Source organism: Pseudomonas sp. N-1-13 (genome assembly GCF_057787095.1).
Genome location: NZ_JBYNRI010000001.1, coordinates 5,070,081 through 5,096,958 on the forward strand (window position 1 = coordinate 5,070,081; position 26,878 = coordinate 5,096,958).

At 61.7% G+C, this 26,878-nt stretch carries 20 protein-coding genes and 1 pseudogene; 10 read left to right on the forward strand and 11 right to left on the reverse strand.

Annotated elements, in window-relative coordinates; genetic code table 11:
- Window positions 1–66: 66 nt before the first annotated feature.
- Both AC3I65_RS22700 and AC3I65_RS22705 read right to left on the reverse strand, forming a co-directional pair.
- Window positions 67–1,095 (reverse strand): homoserine dehydrogenase, encoded by a 1,029-nt coding sequence (locus AC3I65_RS22700; protein ID WP_173406532.1) that lies wholly within the window; start codon window positions 1,093–1,095, stop codon window positions 67–69.
- Between the two features lie 117 nt (window positions 1,096–1,212).
- Window positions 1,213–1,803 (reverse strand): hypothetical protein, encoded by a 591-nt coding sequence (locus tag AC3I65_RS22705; protein ID WP_107321829.1) that lies wholly within the window; start codon window positions 1,801–1,803, stop codon window positions 1,213–1,215.
- A 362-nt stretch (window positions 1,804–2,165) separates the two neighbouring features.
- Here AC3I65_RS22705 and katG point away from each other — a divergent pair, with 362 nt between their 5' ends.
- The 3 genes and pseudogenes from katG to AC3I65_RS22720 all read left to right on the forward strand — a co-directional run bounded on the left by katG (window position 2,166) and on the right by AC3I65_RS22720 (window position 6,716).
- Entirely contained in the window at window positions 2,166–4,430 is a 2,265-nt protein-coding gene (gene katG / locus AC3I65_RS22710) for a catalase/peroxidase HPI (protein WP_488524184.1), read from the forward strand.
- A gap of 501 nt (window positions 4,431–4,931) precedes the next feature.
- Window positions 4,932–5,810: pseudogene (locus AC3I65_RS22715) on the forward strand (methyl-accepting chemotaxis protein); the annotation flags it as partial.
- 201 nt (window positions 5,811–6,011) lie between these two features.
- On the forward strand, window positions 6,012–6,716 hold the full coding sequence (locus tag AC3I65_RS22720; RefSeq protein ID WP_371264159.1) for a methyl-accepting chemotaxis protein: 705 nt from the start codon (window positions 6,012–6,014) through the stop codon (window positions 6,714–6,716).
- Between the two features lie 150 nt (window positions 6,717–6,866).
- Here AC3I65_RS22720 and AC3I65_RS22725 read toward each other — a convergent pair whose 3' ends face one another.
- The 4 genes from AC3I65_RS22725 to AC3I65_RS22740 form a co-directional block, all read right to left on the reverse strand.
- A complete protein-coding gene (locus AC3I65_RS22725) occupies window positions 6,867–7,235 on the reverse strand; it encodes a glyoxalase superfamily protein (RefSeq protein WP_047230238.1) in 369 nt (122 codons plus the stop codon).
- A gap of 136 nt (window positions 7,236–7,371) precedes the next feature.
- Window positions 7,372–8,844: an N-acyl-D-amino-acid deacylase family protein gene (locus AC3I65_RS22730; RefSeq protein ID WP_488524185.1), complete on the reverse strand. Its 1,473-nt coding sequence runs from the start codon at window positions 8,842–8,844 to the stop codon at window positions 7,372–7,374.
- A 1-nt stretch (window position 8,845) separates the two neighbouring features.
- Window positions 8,846–9,706, reverse strand: coding sequence for a MurR/RpiR family transcriptional regulator (locus AC3I65_RS22735; RefSeq protein ID WP_274090052.1), 861 nt, complete (start codon window positions 9,704–9,706; stop codon window positions 8,846–8,848).
- A 27-nt stretch (window positions 9,707–9,733) separates the two neighbouring features.
- Window positions 9,734–11,083 (reverse strand): GntT/GntP/DsdX family permease, encoded by a 1,350-nt coding sequence (locus AC3I65_RS22740; RefSeq protein ID WP_047230241.1) that lies wholly within the window; start codon window positions 11,081–11,083, stop codon window positions 9,734–9,736.
- A 345-nt stretch (window positions 11,084–11,428) separates the two neighbouring features.
- Between AC3I65_RS22740 and AC3I65_RS22745 the strand changes: the two genes are divergently transcribed.
- On the forward strand, window positions 11,429–12,874 hold the full coding sequence (locus AC3I65_RS22745) for a SulP family inorganic anion transporter (protein ID WP_488524186.1): 1,446 nt from the start codon (window positions 11,429–11,431) through the stop codon (window positions 12,872–12,874).
- A gap of 129 nt (window positions 12,875–13,003) precedes the next feature.
- On the forward strand, window positions 13,004–13,213 hold the full coding sequence (locus tag AC3I65_RS22750; protein ID WP_047230243.1) for a DUF2788 domain-containing protein: 210 nt from the start codon (window positions 13,004–13,006) through the stop codon (window positions 13,211–13,213).
- Here AC3I65_RS22750 and AC3I65_RS22755 read toward each other — a convergent pair.
- From AC3I65_RS22755 to AC3I65_RS22770, 4 genes are all read right to left on the reverse strand, one after another.
- A complete protein-coding gene (locus AC3I65_RS22755) occupies window positions 13,208–13,774 on the reverse strand; it encodes a pseudouridine synthase (RefSeq protein WP_160893474.1) in 567 nt (188 codons plus the stop codon). The two genes, AC3I65_RS22750 and AC3I65_RS22755, sit on opposite strands and share 6 nt — an antisense overlap.
- A gap of 157 nt (window positions 13,775–13,931) precedes the next feature.
- Window positions 13,932–15,431: an AMP nucleosidase gene (gene amn / locus AC3I65_RS22760; RefSeq protein ID WP_160893475.1), complete on the reverse strand. Its 1,500-nt coding sequence runs from the start codon at window positions 15,429–15,431 to the stop codon at window positions 13,932–13,934.
- Between the two features lie 1,386 nt (window positions 15,432–16,817).
- On the reverse strand, window positions 16,818–18,467 hold the full coding sequence (locus AC3I65_RS22765; RefSeq protein ID WP_047229515.1) for an acyl-CoA dehydrogenase family protein: 1,650 nt from the start codon (window positions 18,465–18,467) through the stop codon (window positions 16,818–16,820).
- Between the two features lie 74 nt (window positions 18,468–18,541).
- Window positions 18,542–20,926 (reverse strand): 7TM diverse intracellular signaling domain-containing protein, encoded by a 2,385-nt coding sequence (locus AC3I65_RS22770; RefSeq protein WP_339489356.1) that lies wholly within the window; start codon window positions 20,924–20,926, stop codon window positions 18,542–18,544.
- A 313-nt stretch (window positions 20,927–21,239) separates the two neighbouring features.
- Here AC3I65_RS22770 and AC3I65_RS22775 point away from each other — a divergent pair, with 313 nt between their 5' ends.
- The 4 genes from AC3I65_RS22775 to AC3I65_RS22790 all read left to right on the forward strand — a co-directional run bounded on the left by AC3I65_RS22775 (window position 21,240) and on the right by AC3I65_RS22790 (window position 24,761).
- Window positions 21,240–22,037, forward strand: a complete 798-nt coding sequence (locus AC3I65_RS22775) for a hydroxymethylpyrimidine/phosphomethylpyrimidine kinase (RefSeq protein ID WP_076383510.1) — start codon at window positions 21,240–21,242, stop codon at window positions 22,035–22,037.
- A 16-nt stretch (window positions 22,038–22,053) separates the two neighbouring features.
- On the forward strand, window positions 22,054–22,680 hold the full coding sequence (gene thiE, locus AC3I65_RS22780) for a thiamine phosphate synthase (RefSeq protein WP_047229512.1): 627 nt from the start codon (window positions 22,054–22,056) through the stop codon (window positions 22,678–22,680).
- 24 nt (window positions 22,681–22,704) lie between these two features.
- The gene (gene hemL, locus AC3I65_RS22785) at window positions 22,705–23,988 is read left to right on the forward strand and encodes a glutamate-1-semialdehyde 2,1-aminomutase (protein WP_047229511.1); all 1,284 of its coding nucleotides are present in this window, start codon (window positions 22,705–22,707) and stop codon (window positions 23,986–23,988) included.
- Window positions 23,989–24,206: 218 nt separating this feature from the next.
- Window positions 24,207–24,761 (forward strand): tetratricopeptide repeat protein, encoded by a 555-nt coding sequence (locus tag AC3I65_RS22790; RefSeq protein ID WP_047229510.1) that lies wholly within the window; start codon window positions 24,207–24,209, stop codon window positions 24,759–24,761.
- Window positions 24,762–24,901: 140 nt separating this feature from the next.
- Here the strand turns inward: AC3I65_RS22790 and AC3I65_RS22795 are convergent, their stop codons facing one another.
- Entirely contained in the window at window positions 24,902–25,231 is a 330-nt protein-coding gene (locus AC3I65_RS22795; protein ID WP_016773045.1) for a DUF1820 family protein, read from the reverse strand.
- Window positions 25,232–25,364: 133 nt separating this feature from the next.
- Between AC3I65_RS22795 and miaB the strand changes: the two genes are divergently transcribed.
- Window positions 25,365–26,693 (forward strand): tRNA (N6-isopentenyl adenosine(37)-C2)-methylthiotransferase MiaB, encoded by a 1,329-nt coding sequence (gene miaB, locus AC3I65_RS22800; RefSeq protein WP_488524187.1) that lies wholly within the window; start codon window positions 25,365–25,367, stop codon window positions 26,691–26,693.
- Window positions 26,694–26,878 lie beyond the last annotated feature (185 nt).

A 26,878-nucleotide genomic window follows, 5' to 3' on the forward strand; every position in this document is an offset into this window, starting at 1 on the left:
CAGACCGAGTACGTTTGGCCTCATGAGAGAAGGCCTGATTGCGGCACAGTGGCAAGGTACGCAGGGTCAGGATGGGGGTTGCGAAAGAGATGAATACCGAGCAGTCCTGGCCATGAGGATGTGTTCGAGGTCCTTCAGCGCGGCCGCTGCGGTGGCGATCGGCTCAGCGCCACAGCCGATTGCCAGCGTCTCGCCCATTGCGTCGCTGCTGATACGGATCGCCTTGCTCTTTGCGCTGACGTGGGCGAACGGATCGGACAGCGGATAGGCCTTGATGCCGACGCTGGCGCGGATAACACCGTCTGCGCGGGTGAGGCTGGCGATCAGCTTGGGAACGAGCCCCCTCTCGCGCCACGCCTCGATGCGCTCTGCCGTGACCGACTGAATACCTTCGACCACCAGGTCGTCCATCGTCAGATCGGCACCAAGACCGAAGTTGGCCAGTAGCAGGAGCTTGCACGCGGTATCCCAGCCTTCCGTGTCGTTGCGCGGGTCAGCTTCGGCGAACCCTCCTGCCTGCGCTTCACGCAACGCCGCATCGAAGCTGAGGCCCTGTGTGCCCATGGCGTCAAGCAGGTAGTTGGTCGTGGCGTTGAGGATGCCCTCGAGGGCGAGCACCTTGCAGCCGGCCAGGCTATGGTCGAGAAGATCGAGTGTCGGCAGGGCGGCAGCGGCTGCACCACTGAGTTTGAGCATCGCCCCCGAGGCCTGCGCGAGTTCGCGCAATTGTCGCCCGCTGTGGACCAGAGCGCCCTTCGATATAACGATGCAGTCCAGACCGGCCGACAGCGCCGTACGAAGGTAGGCAAGACCCGGCTCGCCGCTGCGAAAATCGCTCGGCCCTGCCTCGATAAGAACGTCTGCGCCGCTCGCCATCACGAAATCCGGCCCTGAAAGACCCGCCTGCAGTGCATTCAACTGATGCGGGTGCAGGCCGTTCGCGTCAGCCAGGCCTGCACGTGATCCGCACACCGCGACCAGGCTAACGTCCACGCCGTAAACCTGGCGATAGCGCTCGCGTCGGGACAGGAGCAGGTCGGCTGTGGCACGTCCGACGCCGCCGAATCCGGCGATTGCAACTTTGAGCGTTTGCATGAGTTCGCTCCTTTGGCCTCTGCTTGGCATGGTAAGCCGCTCGGTTGCCGCTTGCCACAGCCAACGCTTCCCCCACAAACCCCGGCATCACCAAGCTTTTGCATCATCCGCTACAACTCAAGCATCAAGGCTCCTCACCTCATTCCCCAACCGCACCGGCGCCTCCCCAGTAATCTCGTGCAGCAGTGCGGTGACGGTCTCTCCCTCGATCGCCCCCTGCTCCTGCAAAAGGTCCGCCACCGCGCGGACGGCAAACCAGTAACGATGCACAAGGCAACTGCTACGGGCGATGGCTCGGGATTCGGCGTCGAGCAACAGGCGTGGGGGCAGCAGGCTGATCAGTTCATGCCCGCGGACGAGGTCTGCGCGGCCACTGCTTCGGAACAGCCGGTCGGATTGGCGATGTCGGTAGATCGCTTCGGCCACAGGCCCTGAAAAGCAATGGATCAGGTCGCGCTCAATAAAGTCGACCATCGATGGCAAATATTCAGCAATTCCCCGGGCGGTGAAGGCCGGGCGCAGGACGAGGTAATCGGCCTCCACTAACCCTTCGGCGTGTTGCGGGTGACCGAGCAGGTCGAACATCGGTCCCGCGCGGGCTTCAGCCCGGGTGCGTACGGTGACGCGTTTTATAGGCTGGCCGTTCCACCAAAAAGCCAAGGCGTGGCCGGCTTCGTGGATGGCCGTGCTGCGGGGGCGTTCGTTCATGGTCCGGTCCTCTCCCGTAACCAAGCGCTGGCCTTATCATCTGCCTCGACCGGCAAGCCGGGTAAAAGAATCTGCCTATTAACCATTAATACTGCGGCTATTAGCGATCTGCCACAGAAGGACTAGCCTTGATTCAGCGCCAGCGTAAGCTGGCCGGATCAGACCTGATAAGAGATACGAAAGCGTTCGAAACGTACTGGGCTTGCCGTGGGCCACGATGTGGGCAATCGACGTCGATTGCCGGAAGGCCGAACGATCAATGAGCGAACTGTGAGCCCTGCATCTACGTATTGATTTTCACCTGTCGCTATAGAGCCCCCGCGGGCTGGATAGCTGGATGAATACGACCAAGGTAGCTCCTCATGGCAAACGAATCGAAATGCCCGTTCAATCATGCTGCGGGTGGTGGCACCACGAACCGTGACTGGTGGCCCAACCAGCTGAATCTGAAAATCCTGCACCAACACTCCCCGCTGTCCGACCCCATGGGCGAGGATTTCAACTACGCCGAAGCATTCAAAAGCCTGGATTTCCAGGCCCTGAAAAATGACCTGAATGCGTTGATGACCGACTCCCAGGACTGGTGGCCGGCGGACTTCGGGCACTACGGCCCGCTCTTTGTCCGTATGGCCTGGCACAGCGCCGGCACTTACCGCACCGGCGACGGGCGCGGTGGCGCAGGCTCCGGCCAACAGCGTTTTGCGCCCCTCAACAGCTGGCCGGACAACGTCAGCCTCGACAAGGCGCGCCGGCTGTTATGGCCGATCAAGCAGAAGTACGGTCGCAACATATCCTGGGCCGACCTGATCGTGCTCACCGGCAACGTCGCGCTGGAATCCATGGGCTTCAAGACCTTCGGTTTTTCCGGCGGTCGTCCCGACGTCTGGGAGCCGGACGAAGACGTCTACTGGGGTTCCGAAAACAAATGGTTGGGCGGCGACACCCGCTACGGCAAGCCGGATAAAGCCGCGATGCAAGATCCCGGCGAAGGACAACTGGTGGCCGAGCCGGGCAATGAAGAAAGCCGTACCGATCTGGGGCGCAACCTGGAGAACCCGCTGGCCGCCGTGCAGATGGGGCTGATCTACGTCAACCCGGAAGGCCCCGAGGGTCAACCTGACCCGGTCGCTGCGGGGCTGGATATCCGCGAAACCTTTGGCCGCATGGCGATGAACGATGAAGAAACCGTGGCCCTGATTGCCGGCGGCCATGCCTTTGGCAAGACCCACGGCGCAGGGCCTGCGGACAATGTCGGCGCCGAGCCTGAAGCCGCCGGCCTGGAACAACAGGGCCTGGGCTGGAAGAACGCATTCGGCACCGGCAAAGGCCCCGATACCATCACCAGTGGTCTGGAAGTGACCTGGACCACCACACCCACCCGCTGGAGCAACAATTATCTGGAGAACCTGTTCGGGTTTGAGTGGGAGCTGACCAAGAGCCCGGCCGGTGCGCATCAGTGGACACCGAAAAACGGTGCTGGCGCGGGCATCATCCCAGACGCCCACGATCCGTCCAAGCGTCGCAATCCAACCATGCTGACCACTGACCTGGCGCTGCGCTTCGACCCGATCTACGAAAAAATCTCACGGCGCTTCCTGGAGAATCCAGAGCAGTTGTCCGACGCCTTTGCCCGGGCCTGGTTCAAGTTGATCCACCGCGACATGGGCCCGCTCTCGCGCTACCTCGGCCCGGAACTGCCCAACGAAGAGCTGCTCTGGCAGGACCCTATCCCGGCAGTGGACCATGCTCTGGTCAACGACAGCGACATCGCGTCCCTTAAAAGCAAACTGTTGGCCTCGGGCCTGTCGGTTTCACAACTGGTGTCCACCGCCTGGGCGGCCGCGTCCAGCTTCCGTGGCTCCGACAAGCGCGGCGGTGCCAACGGTGGCCGGCTGCGTCTGGCCCCGCAGAAAGATTGGCCGGCCAACCAGCCGGAACAATTGGCGCAGGTGCTGGCGACTCTCGAAAAAATCCGGGACGAGTTCAACGGGGCCCAGTCCGGTGGTAAAAAAATCTCCCTGGCGGACCTGATCGTGCTGGCTGGCAGCGCCGGCATTGAACAGGCGGCGAAGAATGCCGGGCTCAGCGTGACGGTGCCTTTTTCGCCGGGGCGCATGGACGCCAGCCAGGAGCAGACCGACGTCGAGTCGTTCGGCTTTCTTGAACCCATCGCCGATGGCTTTCGCAACTACCTCAAGGGCAGGTATAGCGTATCCGCCGAGGCACTGCTGATCGACAAGGCGCAACTGCTGACCCTGAGTGCACCGGAAATGACCGCACTGATCGGCGGCCTGCGCGTACTCGATACCAATGTCGGCCAAACCCGGCATGGGGTTTTCACCCAACGGCCAGGTGCGTTGACCAACGACTTCTTCGTCAACCTGCTGGACATGGGCGTGGAATGGAAACCGCTCTCAGACGACCAGCAAACGTTCGAAGCCCGCGACCGCAAGACCGGTCAGGTCAAATGGACCGGCACTCGTGTCGATCTGGTTTTCGGCTCCAACGCCCAACTACGGGCTCTGGCCGAAGTGTATGCCAGCGCAGATGCGCAGGAGCAGTTCGTCAGCGACTTCATTGCGGCGTGGGTCAAGGTGATGAACCTGGATCGGTTTGATCTGAGGTGAGGTTGTCAGGCGCAGAGAAGCCCTCAATCTGATCCAGGTTGAGGGCTTCGTTCTCTGCTCATTGCCACCCGCCTCTCATGAACTTTTCTTCACCCCACGCGTTCGCGTGATTGGGTAAAGTCCCCTCGCTCATTCAAGAAACTAAGGTTTTGGCCCGCCCTCCCGCGGGCTTTTTTTTGCCTGGAATTCAGGATAACCCTGAGGCGCGCAGCAAGTTCTCCAGCCAATGCCTGACACTCCAAAAAAATCCTTTCAGATCCAGAGTCGGCAGCCGATACAGCCCTGTTACACGTTTTAGCTGGCTCAAAAACAACAATCTTCCAGCGTACCGACGATCAAGCAGCACAACGTTCCTGGAGGAATATGATGAATAGCTGGTTTGGCAACATTAGCGTCAACATGAAACTGGGCCTGGGCTTTGGCCTGGTGCTGGTACTGACCTGCGTCCTGGCACTGACCAGTTGGACCAGCCTGGGAGGGCTGATCGACCGCAGCAACTGGATGAGCGACATCACCAAGCTCAATGCCGGCTTGACCAAGCTTCGGGTCGTGCGCCTGCAATACATGCTCACCAATGGCGACGAGACCGCCGCACAGAATGTGCAAACCACCCTCGATAGTTTCGTTGCGCAACAGAACGCGCTGCTGAGCAGCTTCAAGAGCCCGGAAAACGTCAAGCTGCTCAAGGAGCAGAGCGCGACGATCAGCGCCTATCAGGTGTCCCTGAACAAAATGCGCAACGCCTACCGCAGCGCCAACACCGCCCGCGACGCGATGACTGCCAACGCCGGGACCGCTTACCAGCTGATCGAGACGATCAATACCGACGTTCAGCAAATGCTCTCGAGCGACCAGCGCCTGGAACAGTACCAGGCCATCACCGAGGCCAAGCAGGCGTTCATGTTGGCCCGCTATGAAGTGCGCGGCTACACCGCCAACAGCAACCCCGAAAACGAACGCAAGGCCGTCGCCCAACTGGATGCCGCCCTCGCTTCGCTCCAACCGTTGAATGCGTATTTCGCCAGCACCCGGCAAGGTGAGCTGCGTCAGCTCGAAGCTGCCCTGACTCAATACCGCAGCTCCGTCCAGGCTTTCACCCAGGCCATTGCCGAGGCGGTGCAGGCCCGCAAGGAAATGACCGACCAGGGCACGACCATCGTCTCCCTGAGCGAACAGCTGTATCAGATCCAGCTCGACCGTCGCGATGCCGAAAGCGCCCAGGCCCGCACCCTGCAACTGGTCAGCACGTTGTTGGCGTTGCTGGTAGGCATCATCGCGGCGGTCATCATCACTCGCCAGATCACCCGACCGCTGCGCGAAACCCTGGCCGTGGTCGATCGCATTGCCAGTGGCGACCTCTCGCACAACCTCATCGTTACCCGTCGCGATGAGCTGGGCGTACTGCAACAGGGCATCGCACGCATGGGCGTGACCCTGCGCGATTTGATCAGCGGCATCCGTGATGGCGTGACCCAGATCGCCAGTGCTGCCGAACAATTGTCCGCAGTAACCGAGCAGACCAGCGCCGGCGTCAACAGCCAGAAAGTCGAGACCGATCAGGTGGCGACCGCCATGCACGAGATGACCGCCACGGTTCAGGAAGTTGCCCGCAACGCCGAAGAGGCATCCCAGGCAGCCGCCGCGGCAGACGGTGAAGCCCGTGCCGGCGACCAGGTGGTCAACGAAGCCATCGCCCAGATCGAGCGCCTGGCCAGTGAAGTGGAGCGCTCCACCGACGCCATGACCGTGCTGCAACAGGAAAGCGACAAGATCGGCAGTGTCATGGACGTGATCAAGGCCGTCGCCGAACAAACCAACCTGTTGGCCCTGAACGCGGCAATCGAAGCGGCGCGCGCCGGTGAAGCCGGTCGTGGCTTCGCGGTGGTTGCCGACGAAGTCCGTGGCCTGGCCCAGCGCACACAAAAGTCCACCGAGGAAATCGAAGGCCTGGTGGCCGGTCTGCAGAACGGCACCCAACAAGTGGCCGCCGTGATGAACAACAGCCGCAGCCTTACCGACAGCAGCGTAGCCCTGACCCGCAAGGCCGGTGTATCACTGGAAAACATCACCCGCACAGTGTCAAACATCCAGTCGATGAACCAGCAGATCGCCGCCGCTGCCGAAGAGCAAAGCGCCGTGGCCGAGGAGATCAGCCGCAGCATCATCAACGTACGCGACGTGTCCGAACAGACCGCCGCCGCCAGCGAAGAAACCGCAGCGTCCAGTGTTGAACTGGCCCGCTTGGGTAATCAGTTGCAGATGATGGTGAGTCACTTCCGGGTTTGATCATGGCAGGCGCCCATTTCCCGGAAGAAATGGGCGCTTTGCGCAATGTCATTACAATCAGTCAAAAAGATCCATCACCTTGGCTCTTTCGTCACATGGCGGCAGATCTAGCCCAACGCCCCTGCTCGCCCATCAATGTATCCAACCTCGTTACACACTAATCCCGTTGGTAAACACCAACCGATTGCCAAACGGATCCACCACCGTCATGTCCTGGCTACCCCACGGCATAGCCTGAATCTGAGGGCGGGCGAAGGGGTATTGCTTGGCCAGCAGTTGCGCCTGGAAAGCTTCCAGTTCATCCGTTTCGATGCGCAGTGCCGAGCCCGGGGTGCAGTCGCCATGGTGTTCGGACAGGTGCAGCACGCATCCGTCGCGAGAGACTTGCAGGTACAGCGGAAAATCGTCACCAAAGCGATGTTGCCAGTCGACGGTAAATCCCAGGAAGTCGACATAGAACGCCAATGCCTTGGTTTCATCGAAGATCCGCAGGATCGGGGTGGTTTTACCGAAGCTCATGGGTTACTCCCTGGCTGAAAAGACCCAGTTTAGATGGGTTGAACTCATTGCTTCGGCTATATCACCGGCTTCTTTAATATCGCAATGCCACCACTGAGAAGCAGATCACAAGGGCATTCCATTGTGTTTCCACCTCTCAAGCGCCGGGTGACGAACTGAATCCACGGCGTAGATCCCCTTCTCGCGCCAGAAACCGCCCGTGCCTGCGCCCATTCGCCCGGCCCTCGCGGTAGCTCAAGACGCCGTTGACCCAAACCCCATCGATACCTTCGGCGGCCCGTTGCGGCTCGTTGAAATCGGCGACATCCCTGATGGTATGAGGATCGAACAACACCAGATCCGCCCAATGCCCTTCCCGAACTTCCCCACGGTCCTTCAGGCCGAAGCGCGCCGCCGACAGGCCAGTCATTTTGTGCACGGCGGTGTGCAACGGAAACAGCCCGACGTCTCGGCTGAAATGCCCCAGTACCCGCGGGAAAGCGCCCCACAAGCGCGGATGCGGAAACGGATCCTCCGGCAAACCGTCGGAGCCGACCATGGACAACGGGTGGGCGAGGATTCGTCGTACGTCGCTTTCGTCCATGCCGTAGTACACCGCGCCGGCCGGTTGCAGGCGCCGCGCGGCCTCCAGCAGCGGCACATCCCATTCGGCGGCGATGTCAGCCAGATCGCGCCCTCCCATGTGCGGATGAGGCGTCGACCAGGTGATGGTGATGCGATGGGCATCGGTCACCTGCTTGAGATCCAGGGTCGAGGAGCTGGCCGCATAGGGGTAGCAATCACAACCGACCGGATGGGTTTTCGCCGCATTCTCCAGCGCCGCGAGCACCTGCGAACTACGCCCCCAATTACCGGCACCCGCACATTTGAGGTGGGAAATGATCACCGGGCTGCGGGCGTGACGGCCGATCTGGAACGCTTCGTCCATGGCCTCGAGCACCGGTTCGAATTCGCTGCGCAGATGGGTGGTGTAGACCGCCCCGAATGCGCTCAGCTCTTGGGTCAGTTGCATGACTTCGTCGGTGGAGGCCGAAAAGGCGTTGGCGTAGGCCAGGCCGGTGGACAACCCGAGTGCGCCGGCCTCCAGGCTTTCGCGCAGTTGCTGACGCATGGCGGCGATTTCTCCCACGCTGGCGGTGCGCAACAAATCATCCATGTGGTTGCTGCGCAGCGCCGTGTGCCCCACCAGCGCCGCCACGTTGACCGCCGGCGTGGCTGCTTCCACCGCCGAACGATAATCATCGAAACGCGGATAGACGAACGCTTGGGCGGTGCCGAGCAAATTCATCGGGTCCGGCGGCTCGCCCCGCAGGCTCACTGGTGAAGCACTGATGCCGCAATTGCCGACAATCACCGTGGTCACGCCCTGGCTGAGTTTGGGCAGCATCTGCGGTTGGCGAATGACCACCGTATCGTCGTGGGTGTGCACATCGATGAACCCTGGAGCCAGCACCCGGCCGGCGGCGTCTATTTCTTCGATTGCCCGGGCATCGCGCAGCTCGGCGATGCGCTCGATGCGACCGGCACGGATCGCCACGTCGGCGCTGTAACCGGGAGTGTTGCTGCCATCGATGACCCGTGCGTTGCGGATAAGCGTGTCGTACAGCATCTCAGTCTCCCAGCGGCAAGTGATCGTCGCCGCCGCGGTAATCGTCCAGGGCGAGTTTGACTCGCCGCAGACGCTCTTGATTGTCTTCGGGGTGGGCCAGCGCAAGCTCGGTGGCGAGTACATCGATGGCCAGCAGCATGCCGTAGCGCGCCGCCGTGGGCTTATAAATGAACGAGGTTTCCGCGCCTTGCAGCGGCAACACTACATCGGCCAGTCGGGCCAACGGTGAGTCGGCGCGGGTGATGGCCAGGATGGACGCACCATAACTGCGCGCCAGTTCCACCGCGCCGAGCAGTTCCGGGGTGATGCCGGTGAGTGAACAGGCGATGACCAAATGCTCCTGGCTCAATGAGGTGGCGGTGATGCGCATCATCACCGGATCCCGGCAGGCGGCAATCGAGTAGCCGAAACGCACCAGCCGTACCTGCAACTCCTCGCCGCACAACGCCGACCAACCGCCGAGCCCGAACGCATGAATCATCCGCGCCTTGCCGAGCATCCGCACCGCGTCGCTGAACCGAGACTCTTCGAATGCCGACAGGTGCTGACGCAGGGTCGTCTCGATATCGCCGACGATCTGCCCATAAAACGCCGATTGCTCGGGCGCGCCGGCGGGGTCGAGAAACCGGCTGCCGACGCCACTGGCCTGGGCCAGTTGCAGGCGCAAGTCCCGCAGGTCGCGGCAGCCAACGGTACGGGCAAACCGTGACAGCGTGGCGCTGCTGACTTCGGCCCGCTGGGCCAGTTCATCCAGGCTGGCCGAGGCGGCGAACCCTACGTCGTCGAGCATCAGCCGGGCGATTCTTCCTTCGCCGGCGCTGAAGGAATCCTGACGGGAGCGAATCTGGTAAAGGATGTCCATGACGGCACCTGTGTGGGAGCGCTGCGATTAAAGCAAGCGCGCAAGTCCTAGGGTCAGGCCGAACGCAACCAGGGAGATCAGCGTTTCGAGTACGGTCCAGGTCTTGAAAGTTTGAGTGACGGTCATATTGAAGTATTCCTTGATCAGCCAGAAGCCGCCGTCGTTGACGTGGGAAAAGATCACCGACCCGGCGCCGGTGGCCAGCACTAGCAGCTCGGGATGGGGATAGCCCAGACCGATCGCCACGGGGGCGACGATACCGGAGGCCGTGGTCATCGCCACCGTGGCCGAGCCGGTGGCGACACGCATCAGGGCGGCGAACAGCCAGCCCATGACCAGTGGCGATAATTGAAATTCCTGGGCCAGGCCGACGATTTGTTGAGTGACTCCGGCGTCCACCAGGATCCGGTTCAAACCACCGCCAGCGCCCACCAGCAACGTAATACTGGCCGTCGGCGCCAGGCATTCATTGGTGAACTTGAGGATCGACTCACGGTTGAAGCCCTGGGCCAGGCCCAGCGTCCAGAAGCTGAGAAGGGTCGCCAGCAGCAAGGCAATCACCGAGTTGCCGATGAACAGCAGGAACTGATTGAAGCCGCTGCCCGGCTCGGAAATCAGGTTGGCCCAACCGCCGATCAACATCAGCACCACCGGCAGCAGGATGGTCCCCAGGGTTATCCCGAAACCTGGCAGATTGGCGCGGGGCTCGCGGTCGAGGAATTGGCGCTCCAGCGGGTTATCGTCCGGCAGTTGGATGCGCGGCACGATGAACTTGGCATACACAGGGCCGGCAATGATCGCGGTAGGAATACCGATCAGAATCGCGTACAGCAAGGTCTGCCCCACCGAGGCCTGGAACGCCTGCACCGCCAGCATCGCTGCCGGGTGCGGCGGCACCAGGGCATGCACCACCGAGAGACCGGCGACCATCGGCAACCCCACCATCAGGATCGACACGCCCACGCGCCGGGCAATGGTGAACGCGATGGGCACCAGCAGCACGAAACCGACTTCGAAAAACAACGGCAGCCCCACCAGGAAGGCAATGCACACCATCGCCCAATGGGCGTTGCGCTCGCCGAAGCGCTCGATCAGCGTTTGCGCCATGCGCTCGGCCCCGCCGGACTCGGCCATCATCTTGCCGAGCATCGTGCCCAAGGCCACCACCAGCGCGATGTGCCCCAGGGTCTTGCCCACGCCCGCCTCATACGCCCCGACCACACTGGACGGCGGCATCCCGGCCAGCAGCGCCAGGCCAATGGACACCAGCGTAATGACAATGAACGGATTAAGCCGATATCGGGCGATCAAAACGATCAGCGCAATGATGGCGATGGCCGCGTAGACCAACAGCCAATAACCGAATGCAGGGGCCATGCGTTACTCCTCGAATGGGGTCACGTCGTTGTGTTTGTGAAACTCATAAATCATTTCGAGGAGCAATCTTCAAACGTACTGAAAGTAATTTTCGTACACAGACAAGAAATGTCGCTGACGGACATCGCCCACCACCTGCCATGTAAATTCAGTGCAGGATTTTCATCCCTGGCCGTCTCTCGTGGCGAGGAAGCGTGCGCCTTCCGGGCTGCGAAGCCGCCCCGCAATCACCCACACGACGACCAACCACTGGCCGCACCGCACTCAATTCCGTACCATCCCCACCCTGTTTTTGCACCACGCCCACGGCAGTCGACTCTCAAGCGCTGCCCAGCCAGGAAAATCATGAAACCAGCACGTCTTCGCGCCGACGCCCTCGCCGGCCTCACCACGTCTTTTGCCTTGCTGCCCGAATGCATCGCGTTCGCCCTGGTGGCCCATCTCAACCCGCTGATGGGGTTGTATGGCGCTTTCATCATCTGCACGCTGACCGCGCTGTTCGGTGGGCGGCCAGGCATGGTGTCCGGCGCGGCGGGATCGATGGCCGTGGTGATTGTCGCGCTGGTGGTGCAACACGGCGTGCAATACCTGCTGGCCACTGTGCTGCTGGGCGGGTTGATCATGATGGCGTTCGGGCTGTTGCGGCTGGGCAAACTGGTGCGCATGGTGCCGCACCCGGTGATGCTCGGTTTCGTCAACGGCCTGGCGATCATCATCGCCCTGGCGCAACTGGAGCACTTCAAGAGCGGCGAGACCTGGCTCAGCGGCGGCCCGTTGTACCTGATGATCGGCCTGGTGGCGCTGACCATGGCCATCGTCTACCTGTTGCCGCGCCTGACCCGCAGTGTTCCGCCGGCCCTGGTGGCGATCCTGGGGGTTGGCCTGGCGGTGTACTTTTTCGGGCTGCCGACCCGCACCCTGGGTGATATGGCGCACATCGCCGGCGGCCTGCCGGCCTTTGTCTGGCCGGACATTCCCTGGAACCTGGATACCTTGCGGATCATCGCGCCCTATGCGGTGGTGATGGCGATGGTCGGCCTGCTGGAAACCCTGCTGACCCTGAACCTGACCGACGAGATCACCGAGAGCCGCGGCTACCCGGACCGCGAGTGCTTGGCGTTGGGCGCGGCCAACATGGCCTCAGGACTGTTCGGCGGCATGGGCGGTTGCGCAATGATCGGCCAGACCGTGATCAACCTGAGTTCGGGCGGGCGCGGCCGGTTATCCGGCGTGGTGGCCGGGGTGATGGTTCTGCTGTTCGTGTTGTTTCTGTCGCCGTTGATCGAACGCATCCCGTTGGCCGCGCTGGTAGGCGTGATGTTCGTGGTGTCCCAGCAGACCTTTGCCTGGGCCTCGCTGCGGGTGATCAACAAAGTGCCCGTCAATGACGTGTTGGTGATCATCGCGGTGACGACCATCACGGTGTTCACCGATCTGGCGACCGCGGTGCTGTGCGGCATTATCATTGCGGCGCTCAACTTTGCCTGGCAACAGGCCCGGGAACTGTATGCCGATGCGCATCTGGAAGCGGACGGCAGCAAGCTCTATCGCCTGCACGGCACCCTGTTCTTCGCCTCGACCACGCCGTTTCTCAACCAGTTCGACCCGGCCAACGATCCGTCCCAGGTGACCCTGGACTGCCGTCACTTGAGCTTTGTCGACTATTCGGCCATCGCGGCGCTCAAGACCCTGCGTGAACGCTATAGCAAGGCCGGCAAGCACCTGCGGGTGTTTCACTTGTCCGAACGCTGCAAACAGATGCTCAAGCGGGCCGGTGTCCACCACGACTGAAGAGAACACCGCTGCGTCAGCTCAGGCGATGAATAGCTGCGACACACCGTCGCAGCCCAATCCTTCGCCCTCTTTCCATGCCGTATACTCGCCCCGCCTTTTCAACCTCGCCCACGCCGGAGTGTTTCGATGGATCCTGTGGTTTTCGAAGAGTGGATGATGACTGGCCTTGTCAGCATCCTGATCATTTTCATGGGTTTTATCGTCTGGGATCTGGCGAAGAAGTCCAAGGCCGGGCGTTTCGGCTCGTTCATCCTGTTTTTCGTGCTGGGACTGGGCGTGGCGGCATTCGTCATCAAGAGCGTGGTGATCGGCCTGATCGAGACGGGCACCTTATAAACGCGCTGGCACTTCCTTCCACTGTCCCTGATCCAGCCCTTCAAGCGTCCAGTCACCGATCCTGACCCGCACCAGACGCAATGTCGGCAAGCCCACCGCGGCGGTCATGCGCCGTACCTGACGGTTGCGCCCTTCGCGAATCACCAGTTCCAGCCAACTGGTCGGCACGCTTTTACGAAAGCGCACCGGCGGGTTGCGCGGCCATAGCTGCGGCTCATCCAGTTGCCGCGCTTGTGCGGGCAAGGTCATGCCGTCGTTCAGTTCCACGCCTGCGCACAGTCGCTGCAATTGCTCGGCACTGGGCTCGCCTTCTACTTGCACCCAATAGGTCTTGGCCAGTTTGTGCCGGGGGTCGGCGATGCGGGCCTGCAGCTGCCCGTCGTTGGTCAGCAGCAGCAACCCTTCGCTGTCGCGATCCAGCCGCCCGGCGGGATAAATGCCGGGCACGTCGATAAAGTCCTTGAGCGTCGCCCGCCCTTGATCGTCACTGAACTGCGTCAGCACATCGAAGGGTTTGTTGAACAGGATCAGCCTCGGCTCGGCCGGCGGGGCCTTGGCCACACGGCGCGGGGCGGATGCGGGAGGTTTCGCGCCAGGGCGGCGGGAAGCGGGACGTGGCGGACGAGGCATGGCAAACACAACATCTAACGGTCTGGGCCGACCATGCTAGTGGCCCGACCGTTAAATAACCACTGCCCCTTCAACCGGGATCAGTTCATCAGCGGAACGGCGGCTCGTCGAAGCTGCGCAACTTGCGCGAGTGCAGCGAGTTGAGTTCGTTGCGCAACAGGTCCAGCGCCGCGATGCCGATCTTCAGGTGCTGGTTGACCGCCCGTTCGTAAAACGCGTTGGCCGAACCCGGCAATTTGATCTCGCTGTGCAGCGGTTTGTCCGAGACACAAAGCAACGTGCCGTACGGCACACGCAAGCGGTATCCCTGAGCGGCGATGGTGCCGCTTTCCATGTCCACCGCCACGGCGCGGGACAGGTTGATCAACGGACGCTCCTGGGCCCAGCGCAATTCCCAGTTGCGGTCGTCGTAGGTCAGCACAGTGCCGGTGCGCAGGCGTTTCTTCAGCTCGTCGCCCTTTTCACCGGTGACATTGGCCGCCGCTTGCTGCAAGGCCATCTGCACTTCAGCCAGGGCCGGGATCGGAATATTCGGCGGCACGACCCGGTCGAGGATGCCGTCGCGACGCATGTAAGCGTGGGCCAGCACGTAGTCGCCGATGGTCTGGGACTGCCGCAGCCCACCGCAGTGACCGATCATCAGCCAGCAGTGGGGGCGCAGCACGGCCAGGTGGTCGGTGATGTTCTTGGCGTTGGACGGCCCGACGCCTATGTTCACCAGAGTCACGCCGTGGCCGTCGCTAGCCTGCAGGTGATAGGCCGGCATCTGGTAGCGGTGCCAGACCACGCCCGCGGCGATCGCCGAGGCTTCACCGTGGTCCATGCTCTTTTCGATGATCACGTTGCCCGGCAGGACCATGCGCACAAAACGCGGGTCACTGCGCAGTTGCTCCAGGCCATGGACAATGAACTGATCCACATAACGGTGATAGTTGGTCAGCAGGATCCACGGCTGCACATGGCGCCAGTCGCTGCCGGTGTAATGCACCAGCCGACGCAGGGAAAAGTCCACCCGCGCCGCGTCAAACAACGCCAGCGGCAGCGGGTCGGTGTTTTCCCAGTCGTAGAGGCCGTCGGCAATGCCATCGGTGGCGGCCGACAGGTCGGTACTGGGGAACACTCGCGCCAGCACCGCGGCAGTCACACCGGAGCCGGCCAGTTCATCACCCTGCTCCACCACGTAGGGATAGGGGATGTTCTGCTCGCTGACACCCACTTCCACGGTGACGGTAAAGTCGTGCATCAGCGGGACCAACTGCTCCAGCAGGTATTTACGGAACGCAGCCGGGTGGGTGACGGTGACACTGTAGGTGCCCGGCAACTGGACCTTGGCGTAGGCGCGGGTGGTTTGCGGGACTTCGCCATGGCAGTGATAGGTCAGGCGCAGGGCGGGATAGCGAAACAACGCCCGCTGTTCGGCATCCGGCTCGATGCGATCCTTGAGGTACCGCTTGAGCGCCTGGTTCAGCGCAGTGGTCGCACGCTCGTGCAGGGCCGCCAGACGATCCACGGCTTGTTCGGCGGTTTGAACGACAATAAACGCTTCGGTCACGATCAGCTTCCTGTGTTCTGACTTGCAGGCCTTCATCTTGCCTGCATCGTCGTCCGACGGGAACAGTGGCGTATTGGGCGCGATCGATCATCCACCACAAATCCCCATGTGGGAGCGAGCCTGCTCGCGATAGCGGTGTATCAGTCAGCAAAGATGTTGAATGTGCCTACGCCATCGCGAGCAGGCTCGCTCCCACCCTTGATCGCCGCCAGCCGCAGATTCTTCATTCACCGCAAATCCCCTGTGGGAGCGAGCCTGCTCGCGATAGCGGTGTATCAGTCAGCAAAGATGTTGAATGTGCCTACGCCTTCGCGAGCAAGCTCGCTCCCACCCTTGATCACCACCAGTCGCAGATTCTTCATTCACCGCAGATCCCCTGTGGGAGCGAGCTTGCTCGCGATAGCGCTGTGTCAGTCTCCAGAGATGTTGAATGTGCCGCCGCCATCGCGAGCAGGCTCGCTCCCACCCTTGATCGCCGCCAGTCGCAGATTCTTCATTCACCGCAGATCCCCTGTGGGAGCGAGCCTGCTCGCGATAGCGCTGTGTCAGTCAGCAAAGATGTTGGATGTGCCTACGCCATCGCGAGCAGGCTCGCTCCCACACTTGATCGCCGCCAGCCGCAGATTCTTCACTCGCCGCAGATCCCCTGTGGGAGCGAGCTTGCTCGCGATAGCGCTGTATCAGTCACCAGAGATGTTGAATGTGCCGCCGCCATCGCGAGCAGGCTCGCTCCCACCCTTGATCGCCACCAGCCGCAGGTTCTTCACTCGCCGCAGATCCCTTGTGGGAGCGAGCTTGCTCGCGATAGCGCTGTGTCAGTCTCCAGAGATGTTGAATGTGCCGCCGCCATCGCGAGCAAGCTCGCTCCCACCCTTGATCGCCGCCAGCCGCAGATTCTTCATTCACCACAGATCCCCTGTGGGAGCGAGCTTGCTCGCGATAGCGGTGTATCAGTCAGCAAAGATGTTGGATGTGCCGACGCCATAGCGAGCAAGCTCGCTCCCACCCTTGATCACCGCCAGTCGCAGATTCTTCATTCACCGCAGATCCCCTGTGGGAGCGAGCTTGCTCGCGATAGCGCTGTATCAGTCACCAGAGATGTTGAATGTGCCGCCGCCATCGCGAGCAGGCTCGCTCCCACCCTTGATCGCCACCAGCCGCAGATTCTTCATTCACCGCAGATCCCCTGTGGGAGCGAGCTTGCTCGCGATAGCGCTGTGTCAGTCTCCAGAGATGTTGAATGTGCCGCCGCCATCGCGAGCAAGCTCGCTCCCACCCTTGATCGCCGCCAGCCGCAGATTCTTCATTCACCACAGATCCCCTGTGGGAGCGAGCCTGCTCGCGATAGCGGTGTATCAGTCACCAGAGATGTTGGATGTGCCTACGCCTTCGCGAGCAGGCTCGCTCCCACAGGTTCGGCGTTTAGAAACCTTGGGGCGTGGAGCGTGTCACGATGGCCTCGACATTCAGGCCTCGGGGCAAGGCGCCGTATGCCCGGCCAGCCGAACCCAGGCGGCTGGCGATGAAGGCATCGCTGACGTCGCTGTTGCCCGCTTCCAGCAGCAGCTTGGCTTGCAGGCCGATGGCGATCTCTTCAGTCAATTGCCGGGCGCGGTACTGGATGTCAGCGGTATCCTTGAACGCCGCCTGCAACCGATCGATGTGGGCAGCCAGGCGTTTGTCGCCGTGGCCGTCACCCAGCTCGGTGAACAGCACTTCAAGCACGCCCGGTTCCTTGGACAGCGCCCTCAACACATCCAGGCACTGCACATTGCCGGAGCCTTCCCAGGTCGAGTTCACCGGTGCTTCACGATAGAGGCGCGGCAGGATGCTGTCTTCGACATAACCCGCGCCGCCCATGCATTCGGCGGCTTCGTTGATCATCGCGGGGGCGCGTTTGCAGATCCAGTATTTGCCCACCGCAGTCACCAGCCGCGCGAACTTGGCCTCGTGTTCATCACTCAAGTGGTCCAGCGCCCGGCCCATGCGCAGGCTCAGGGCCAGGGCGGCTTCGCTTTCCAGCGCCAGGTCGGCCAGCACGTTTTGCATCAGTGGCTGTTCGCTCAACAACTTGCCACCGACCTGGCGATGCGCGCAGTGATGGCTGGCCTGGGTCAGGGCCTGGCGCATCAGAGCACTGGAACCGACCATGCAATCGAAGCGGGTCATGGCGACCATCTCGATGATGGTCGGCACGCCTCGCCCTTCCTCACCGACCATCCAGGCCAGTGCACCACGGAATTCAACTTCGCTGGAGGCGTTGGAACAGTTGCCCAGCTTGTTCTTCAGCCGCTGGATATAGAACTGATTACGGGTGTCGTCCGGGCGATGGCGCGGCAGCAGGAAACAGCTCAGGCCCTTGTCGGTCTGGGCCAGGGTCAGAAAGGCATCGCACATCGGCGCCGAGCAGAACCACTTGTGGCCCACCAGCTCATAGGCCTGGCCCGGACCGCTGGCGCCCACCGGATAAGCTTTGGTGGTGTTGGCCCGCACGTCGGTGCCGCCCTGCTTTTCAGTCATCGCCATGCCGAGGGTCACCCCGGCCTTGTGGGCCATGCCGACGTTTCGCGGGTCGTACTCGGTGGCGAGCGCTTTGGGCACCCAGAGCTCGGCCAGGTCCGGTTGCAAACGCAACGCCGGGACGCTGGCGAAGGTCATGGTCAGCGGACAACCGGTGCCGGCTTCAGCCTGGCTGTGCAGATAAGTCATCGAGGCTCGGGCGACGTGGGCGCCGGGTTGCGGCTGGGCCCATGGCAGGCTGGGCAAGCCATGCTCGACGGCGGTGCGCATCAACTGGTGGTAAGCGGGATGGAATTCCACCAGATCGATGCGATGGCCGTAGCGGTCGTGGCTGGAAAACACCGGTTTGTTCTGGTTCGCCAGAAACCCCGCTTCCATCAGCGGCCCGCCGGCCAGTGCGCCATACGCATCGATCCGCCCTTGCGCCCAACCCGCACCAAAACGCTGCGACCACTGTTGCAGCGGCAGGTCGATGCGATAGAGGTTGGCGCCATCCAGGGACGGTGGCTGATTGGTGACCTCGTGGGTCTCGGCGAACTGGTGCAGGTTCATGACAGGGCTCCTTGGTCGGCCAGCAGAGGTTCAGTTAAGCACCGCCCCAAGGTCGAACAAAGTGTCATACCCGCCTAAATATCGGCGCTTTCACCCTGTTTTGGACAAAGTACCCGCCGTTGCAGAATCGTGCGCAACACCTCGAATTTCACCGGTTTGCTCAGGTAATCGGTCAACGCGCCCGACGTGCAGCGCTCGTGATTCGGATTGGGACTGACCACAAACACCGGCAGGTCCTCGCAGCCGGCGAGCGTACGGATCTGACAGCAGACCGACACCCCGTCCAGCGGTGGCGACTGGCAATCGAGCAGCACGGCGTCGACACTCTCGCCCTGCAGCATATCCAGTGCCGCGCGGCCGCTGTCGGCGGTACGCACCCGGTAACCGAGCTTGAGCAACATGCCGCGCATCACCAGCAGATCAATGCTGTTGTCGTCAGCCAGCAACACCGTGCAATCCTGAGGCAACCGCGCGCTTTCTCGCGGGCTGAACGAAAATGGCATGGGCGCCTCCACGGGCACGGCCATTTCCACCTCGACATCCAACTGGAATCGGCTGCCGCGACCGGGTTCGGAGGTGTGAGTCAGGCGTCCGCCCAGCAACTCCACCAGCTGCCGACAGATCGCCAGCCCCACGCCGAGACCGCCGTATTCCCGAGTCATGGAACCGTCCAGCTGGAAGAAGCGCTGGTACAAGCTCGCCTCCCCGAGGTCCGTGAAACCAATACCGGTGTCGATCACGGCAAAGGACAGCACCAGCCGATCGAGCCCCGACGGCCTGCCACTGACCCGCAGCGCCAGGCCCCCTGTACGGGTGAACTTGACGGCGTTGTCCAGCAGGCATTCCAGGCATTGAGCCAGCTTGCCACTGTCACCGATCAGCCGGTCCGTCAGGCCGGGTGCCACGTCGACCTTGAAATCCAGGCTCTTGACCGCCGCATTGGCACCGAACTGCACCTGCAAGGCGTCGACCATCGCCCGCAGACTGAACGGCGCCGGGTAGGCCTTGAGCTTGCCGGCCTGCAACTCGGTAAGGGTGAGGATGCCGTTGACCATGCGCATCATGTCCCGCGCAGAACCTGCGGCGGTCTGTTGATACTGGGTCAGCTCCTCATTCATTTCGACGGTTTCCATCAACTCCAGCGAACCGATCACGCCATTCATCGGCGTGCGCAGCTCATGGGTCAAGGTGGCGAGGAATTCATCCTTGAGTTTGTTGCCATGGGCCAATTGCTGGTTGAGCACTTCAAGTTTCTGCCCGGCGTCAAACAGCGTCTGGGCCTGCTGCTCGCGCATGGCATTGATACGGTCGGCCAGGGCCAGGGACAACAGCGCTACTTCGATGGCCGAGCCAATCTGGCTGGCGTACATGGTCAGGAATACGTTCGGCAGATAACCGAGCACCATCATCGTGTTGACCACGCCCCCCAGCAGAAACGCCGACCAGGCGATGATGAAATAACGCGCCACCCGCAGGCCACGCCACCAGGCGAACAGCCCGGCGGCGAAAATCACCACGGTAAACACCAGCGCCAATGCCGTCGCCAGGCGCAAGGCCAAGGCGTAACTGGTCATCAGCGACAGGCCCACCACTACCGCGCTGTAGGCGATCAGCGCCAGCAGCAGCCGGTCAAGCCAACGACTGTGTTGAGCGGTTTGCAGGAAGCTGCGCGCAAACTGGCTGCCGAACAGCCCCGCACAGCCGATGAAAAAGGGGGTTGCGGCATTGGCCCACCAGGGGTTGTCCGGCCAGAAATACTCCACGGCCGCTCCGTTGACCGACAACTGATACAGGCCGAACGAGGCGATATAAACGATGTAATAAAGGTAACTGGTGTCCCGCACGCTCAGGTAAATGAACAGGTTGTAGACCAGCATCCCCAGCAGTACGCCATAGATGGTGCCCAACACGTACAAGCGCACAGGTTGTTGCTCAAGATAGGCCGTGCTCGACCACAACGTCAGCGGCGCCTGGATCGAACCCTGGCTTTGCAGGCGCAGGTACACGGCCTGGCGTTGTTCGGGTTTGAAGTCCAGGCTGAACAGGTAGTTGTTCTGGCGAATTTCACGGCTGGCGAACGGCAAGGCATCGCCGGTCTGGCGAACCAGGCGATACGCCCCGGCGCTGTCAGGCAGATACAAGTCCAGATGGTCCAGCGGCGGATAGGCCAGCTCCAACAACCAGGTGCGTTGGGCGTCCGGATTGCCGGGACGGTAGTGCAGGTCTATTTTCAGCCAGAATGCCGAGCGCGAATAACCAGCGTTCAGCGTGGCTTTGTCATGGGGCTTGAAGTGACCCGCCGCGGCCTCTGCCAGGACGTCGTCGATGGTAGCCGTACCGTGGGTGTCTTCGAACACCTGCAGGGCATGGCCCAAGGGCAGGCTTTGGGTGAATTCATCGAATTCGAGGGCGCTTGCCAAAGCGGGCAAGCACAGCAGCAACATCAGCAAATAGCGCATTTAAGCCCCAGCGTGGCCTGTCCGGTTGAATCAGGAAGCCCCCCATTCCCTGAGTAGACGTAAAACCGGCATTACCTGTTATTGGTTGGATCCATTTCTAGCATAGCCGCTGATGGCCAATTTGCACCATTGAAATTTTTCCTACAGATGGCTCTAGAACGGGCGTTCCAGCGCCAAGCATTGAGATAGAGCTGTTGCTTTGGTCAGGTCGGCAACGGGTGGATCAAAAGCAATCATCAGAGCAAGCAGTCCAGCATAAAACCCTCAGAGTCCGACCACCGACAAAACAGGTTTGGTGGTAAGCTCGCGCACCATGAATATCTACAGCTCTCGCCCCGTTGTCCTCTGTCTCTCCGGCCACGACCCCAGTGGTGGCGCCGGTTTGCAGGCAGATATCGAAGCCCTGCTCGCCCAGGGTTGTCATGCCGCCCCGGCCGTTACCGCATTGACCGTGCAGGACACGGTTAACGTGAGCGATTTCCGCGTGCTCGATCGGGAGTGGGTGCTGGCGCAAGCCAATGCCGTGCTCAACGATTCGCAGGTAGCGGCGGTCAAGCTGGGGATGCTCGGCTCACTGGAAATGGTCGACACGGTGGTCGAACTGCTGCAGGCGCACCCGCATTTGCCCATGGTCTGCGACCCAGTGCTGCGAGCCGGTGGCGGCGGACGATTGGGCAAGGATGAAGTCGGCTACGCCATGCGTGAACGCCTGTTACCCCTGGCAATCATCGCCACCCCCAATCTGCCGGAAGCACGCATCCTCGCCGAACTGCCAGAGGGCAGCGCCGATGAATGCGCCGAAAAACTGCTGCCCTTCGTCAAGCACCTGTTGATCACCGGTGGTCACGGCGACGAACATGAAGTCCACAATCGCCTGTACAGCCGCGATGGTCGCCGCGAAACCTTCACTTGCCAGCGCTTGCCCGGCAGCTACCATGGTTCCGGCTGCACCCTGGCCAGCGCCCTGGCTGGACGACTGGCCCAGGGCGAACACCTCGCCAGCGCGGTCAAGACAGCACTGGATTACACCTGGCGCACCCTGCGCGATGCCGAACAGCTGGGCAAAGGCCAGTTCGTCCCGCGTCGCCTGCCGCTGGATTTCTGCTCGTAGCCCCGGAGGCTGTGGAATGAAACTACGTGGCCTTTACGCCATCACCGATAGCCAACTGCTGGCCGGCAAATTCCTCGCGTATGTGCAAGCGGCACTGGAAGGTGGCGTCACCCTGCTGCAATACCGTGATAAAAGCAGCGACGAAGCCCGCCGTCTGCGCGAAGCCGAAGCGCTGCGCAATCTGTGCGAGCGCTACAAGACCCGATTGATCATCAACGACGACGCCGAACTGGCCGCGCGCCTGGGCGTCGGCGTTCACCTGGGCCAGACCGATGGCCCTCTGGCGCCAGTACGGGCGCTGCTGGGGCGCGACGCAATCATCGGCTCCACCTGTCATTCCAGCCTGGAACTGGCCGAACAGGCCGCCAGCGAGGGCGCGAGCTATGTCGCGTTCGGACGCTTCTTCAACTCCAACACCAAGCCCGGCGCACCCAGTGCAAACCTTGAACTGCTCGACCAGGCCCGGATCAAACTGCATATACCGGTGTGCGCCATCGGCGGCATCACCCTGGACAACGCCGCCCCGCTGGTGGCTCACGGTGTCGACCTGCTGGCCGTGGTCCATGGTCTGTTCGGCGCCGACAGCCCCCAGGAAGTGACGCGCCGCGCCCGTGCCTTCAACGATCTGTTGCAGATCAAATAATTTTTCGATTTCGAGAGCCCAACCATGTCCCGTTCCGAAACCCTGTTTGCCAACGCCCAGAAGCACATCCCCGGCGGCGTGAACTCCCCCGTTCGTGCGTTCAAGAGCGTTGGCGGCACCCCGCTGTTCTTCAAACACGCCGAAGGCGCGTACGTGACGGACGAAGATGACAAGCGCTATGTGGACTACGTCGGTTCGTGGGGCCCGATGATTCTGGGCCACAGCCATCCGGACGTGCTGGAAGCGGTGCGCAACCAGTTGCAGCATGGCCTGTCCTACGGTGCCCCGACCGCCATGGAAACCGAGATGGCCGACCTGGTCTGCTCGATCGTGCCGTCGATGGAAATGGTGCGCATGGTCAGCTCCGGCACCGAGGCAACCATGAGTGCGATTCGCCTGGCGCGGGGCTTCACCGGTCGCGACAGCATCATCAAGTTCGAAGGCTGCTACCACGGCCACTCCGACAGCCTGCTGGTCAAGGCCGGTTCCGGCGCGCTGACCCAAGGTGTACCAAGTTCGGCCGGCGTGCCCGCAGCGTTTGCCAAGCACACCCTGACCCTGCCGTTCAACGACCTCGAAGAAGTCGAGAAGATGCTCGGCGAAGTCGGCCAGGAAGTGGCCTGCATCATCGTCGAGCCTGTGGCTGGCAACATGAACTGCGTACCGCCGGCGCCGGGTTTCCTCGAAGGCCTGCGCAGCCTGTGCGACCAGCACGGCGTGGTGCTGATTTTCGACGAAGTGATGACCGGTTTCCGCGTAGCCCTCGGCGGCGCCCAGGCCCACTACGGCGTGACACCGGACCTGAGCACCTTCGGCAAGATCATCGGCGGCGGCATGCCGGTCGGTTGCTTCGGCGGCAAGCGTGCCATCATGGAATGCATCGCGCCGCTGGGTCCGGTCTACCAGGCCGGTACGCTGTCAGGCAATCCGCTGGCCATGGCCGCCGGCCTGACCACCCTGCGTCTGATCAGCCGCCCGGGCTTTCACGCCGAGCTGACCGACTACACCACCCGTCTGCTCGACGGTTTGCAGATTCGTGCCGACGCAGCGGGCATTCCGTTCGTGACCACCCAGGCCGGTGGCATGTTCGGCCTGTACTTCAGTGGCGCCGATGACATCGTGACCTTCGAAGATGTGATGGCCAGCGACGCTGACCGCTTCAAGCGTTTCTTCCACCTGATGCTCGACGGTGGCGTGTACCTGGCACCGAGCGCGTTCGAAGCCGGCTTTACCTCCATCGCCCATGGCGAGGCCGAGTTGAAGATCACCCTCGACGCCGCTGAGCGGGCCTTCGCCGCGTTGAAGTAAGGCTGTGGATAACTGACGCCGGCTGACGCTGGCGTCAGTGATTGACGACAACCTCTTGCCCCTTTTCCTACGTATTACCCCTCGAAGCTGCCGTTAGCGCTCCCTCGCAGCAGAAAAACGAGTAAAGACTTTGTAAGGATGGCCCTGCTTATTTCATAATGCGCGCTTATTGGATCCCCCGGAGGGTCCGCGTGCCCCTCAGAGGTAAGTCGATTCCCATGAACCGCACCGGCCGCACCCTTGCCCTGGGCTGCCTGTTGCTCCTTCAGCCGCTGCTGGCGAACGCACAAGCAGGCGGCAACTCGTTGTTGATCCCGGCGATGGGCCGTTGCACGCTCAACACCCAGCCACAAGATCTCGCACCGGCACTCGACGCCTGTCAAAAAGCGGCGGACGCGGGCGATGCACAAGCGCAATACGAGTTGGGCGAGTTCTACTACGACGGCAAGGCTGCGCCGCGCGACCTCAAACTGGCCCTCAGCTACTTCGAAAAAGCCTCACTGCAAGGCCATGCCCAGGCGCAATACAAGCTGGGCGGCATGTTCTTCCATGGCGAAGGCGTGCCGGCCAACAACGTGCAGGCCTACATTGTCTTGAAGATGGCAGCGGTCAATGGCGCCGAAGAAGCCCTGGACACCGCCGACGAAGTCGCCGAACAGATGCCCCGCGACGAACTGGAAGTCGCGACCCAGGTGCTGGGGCAGATCTTCCGCAAATACCTGATGGAATTGCAGAACGCCGACGGGCGCACGCCCTTCTCGCCACTGCCCTGAATCCACCACGGCCTTGAGAGCCTAATCGCGAGCAGGCTCGCTCCCACAGTTAATCCCGGGTGTTCACAAATAATGTGCACACAGAAGATCCAGTGTGGGAGCGAGCCCGCTCGCGATTGGGGGCAACTCAGTCTTGGCGCTTACTTCTCAGGCATCGGCATCGGAAACGGCATGACATTGCCGACCGCGCCGCGGGCTTCGCTGATTTTCGGGGTGCCCAGGCGCTCGACCTCGTCGATACGCACGATCGAATGCATCGGCACGAAGCTGCGCACCACGCCTTCGAACTGCGCCTTGAGCTTTTCTTCGCTCGGATCGACGACCATTTGCGTGCGCTCGCCAAAGACGAATTCTTCGACTTCCAGGAAGCCCCACAGATCACTTTGATAGATCTGCTTGGCGTACATTTCGAACACCTGGCCCTGGTTGAGGAAAATCACCTTGTAGATTGGAGCTTCACGTTTGGTCATGGCAGGCGAAACACATCGGCGGGTAAAAATGAGGGCGCGAACTATAGCATAGCCACTGCTCGCGCAGCGGTAGGAACCGGGTGACTTGTTCCCTATAATGCGCGGTTCTTTGAATCACGTGATGACTCCGTCCATGGCCAAGAAGCTTTACATCGAAACCCACGGTTGCCAGATGAACGAGTACGACAGCTCGCGCATGGTCGATCTGCTGGGTGAACACCAGGCCCTGGAAGTCACCGCCCGTGCCGAAGACGCCGACGTGATCCTGCTCAACACCTGTTCGATTCGCGAGCGCGCCCAGGACCGGGTGTACTCCCAGCTCGGCCGCTGGCGTGAACTGAAACTGGCCAACCCGGAAATGGTCATCGCCGTGGGCGGTTGCGTGGCCAGCCAGGAAGGCGCTGCCATTCGTGACCGCGCGCCCTACGTAGACGTGGTCTTCGGCCCGCAGACCCTGCACCGCCTGCCGGAGATGATCGACGCCGCGCGCATCACCAAACTGCCGCAAGTCGACGTTTCGTTTCCGGAAATCGAAAAATTCGACCACCTGCCCGAACCCCGTATCGACGGCCCGAGCGCCTACGTGTCGGTGATGGAAGGTTGCAGCAAGTACTGCACGTTCTGCGTGGTGCCCTATACCCGTGGCGAAGAAGTCAGCCGGCCGTTCGACGACGTCATCGCCGAAATCATCCACCTGGCGGAACACGGCGTGCGGGAAGTGACGCTGCTGGGGCAGAACGTCAACGGTTATCGCGGCCTGACCCACGACGGGCGCCTGGCGGACCTCGCCGAGCTGATCCGCGTGGTGGCGGCCGTGGATGGCATTGACCGCATCCGCTACACCACCTCGCACCCGCTGGAGTTCTCCGACAGCCTGATCCAGGCCCATGCCGAAGTGCCTGAGCTGGTCAAGCATCTGCACCTGCCGGTGCAATCGGGCTCCGACCGGATCCTGGCGGCCATGAAGCGCAACCACACGGCGCTGGAGTACAAATCCAAGCTGCGCAAACTGCGGGCGGCGGTGCCGGGAATCTGCATCAGTTCGGACTTTATCGTGGGTTTCCCCGGCGAAACCGAGAAAGATTTCCAGCAGACCATGAAGCTGATCGAAGACGTGGGTTTCGATTTTTCCTACTCCTTCGTCTACAGCCAGCGTCCCGGCACTCCGGCCGCCGATTTGGCGGACGAGACACCAGAAGAAGTGAAAAAAGAACGGCTCAACGCCTTGCAACATCGCTTGAACCAGCAAGGTTTCGAGATCAGCCGACAGATGGTCGGCTCCGTCCAGCGGATTCTGGTGACCGATTACTCGAAAAAAGACCCGGGCGAATTGCAAGGACGGACCGAAAACAACCGCATCGTCAACTTCCGCTGCGACACTCCGGCCTTGATCGGCCAGTTCGCCGACGTACACATCGATGCCGCGCAACCGCACTCGTTGCGCGGTTCGTTGGTCCAGTGACCCCGCACTTCCTGTGGGAGCGAGCTTGCTCGCGATAGCGGCATGACAGTCAATACTTATGTTGAATGTGAAGCCCCCATCGCGAGCAAGCTCGCTCCCACAGTGGTCGTGCCATGCCCTGTGATCAGATTCGCCTCTTTAAGAGCTTTCGCACCCAGCCTACTGGCGTTATCCTTGATTTCATC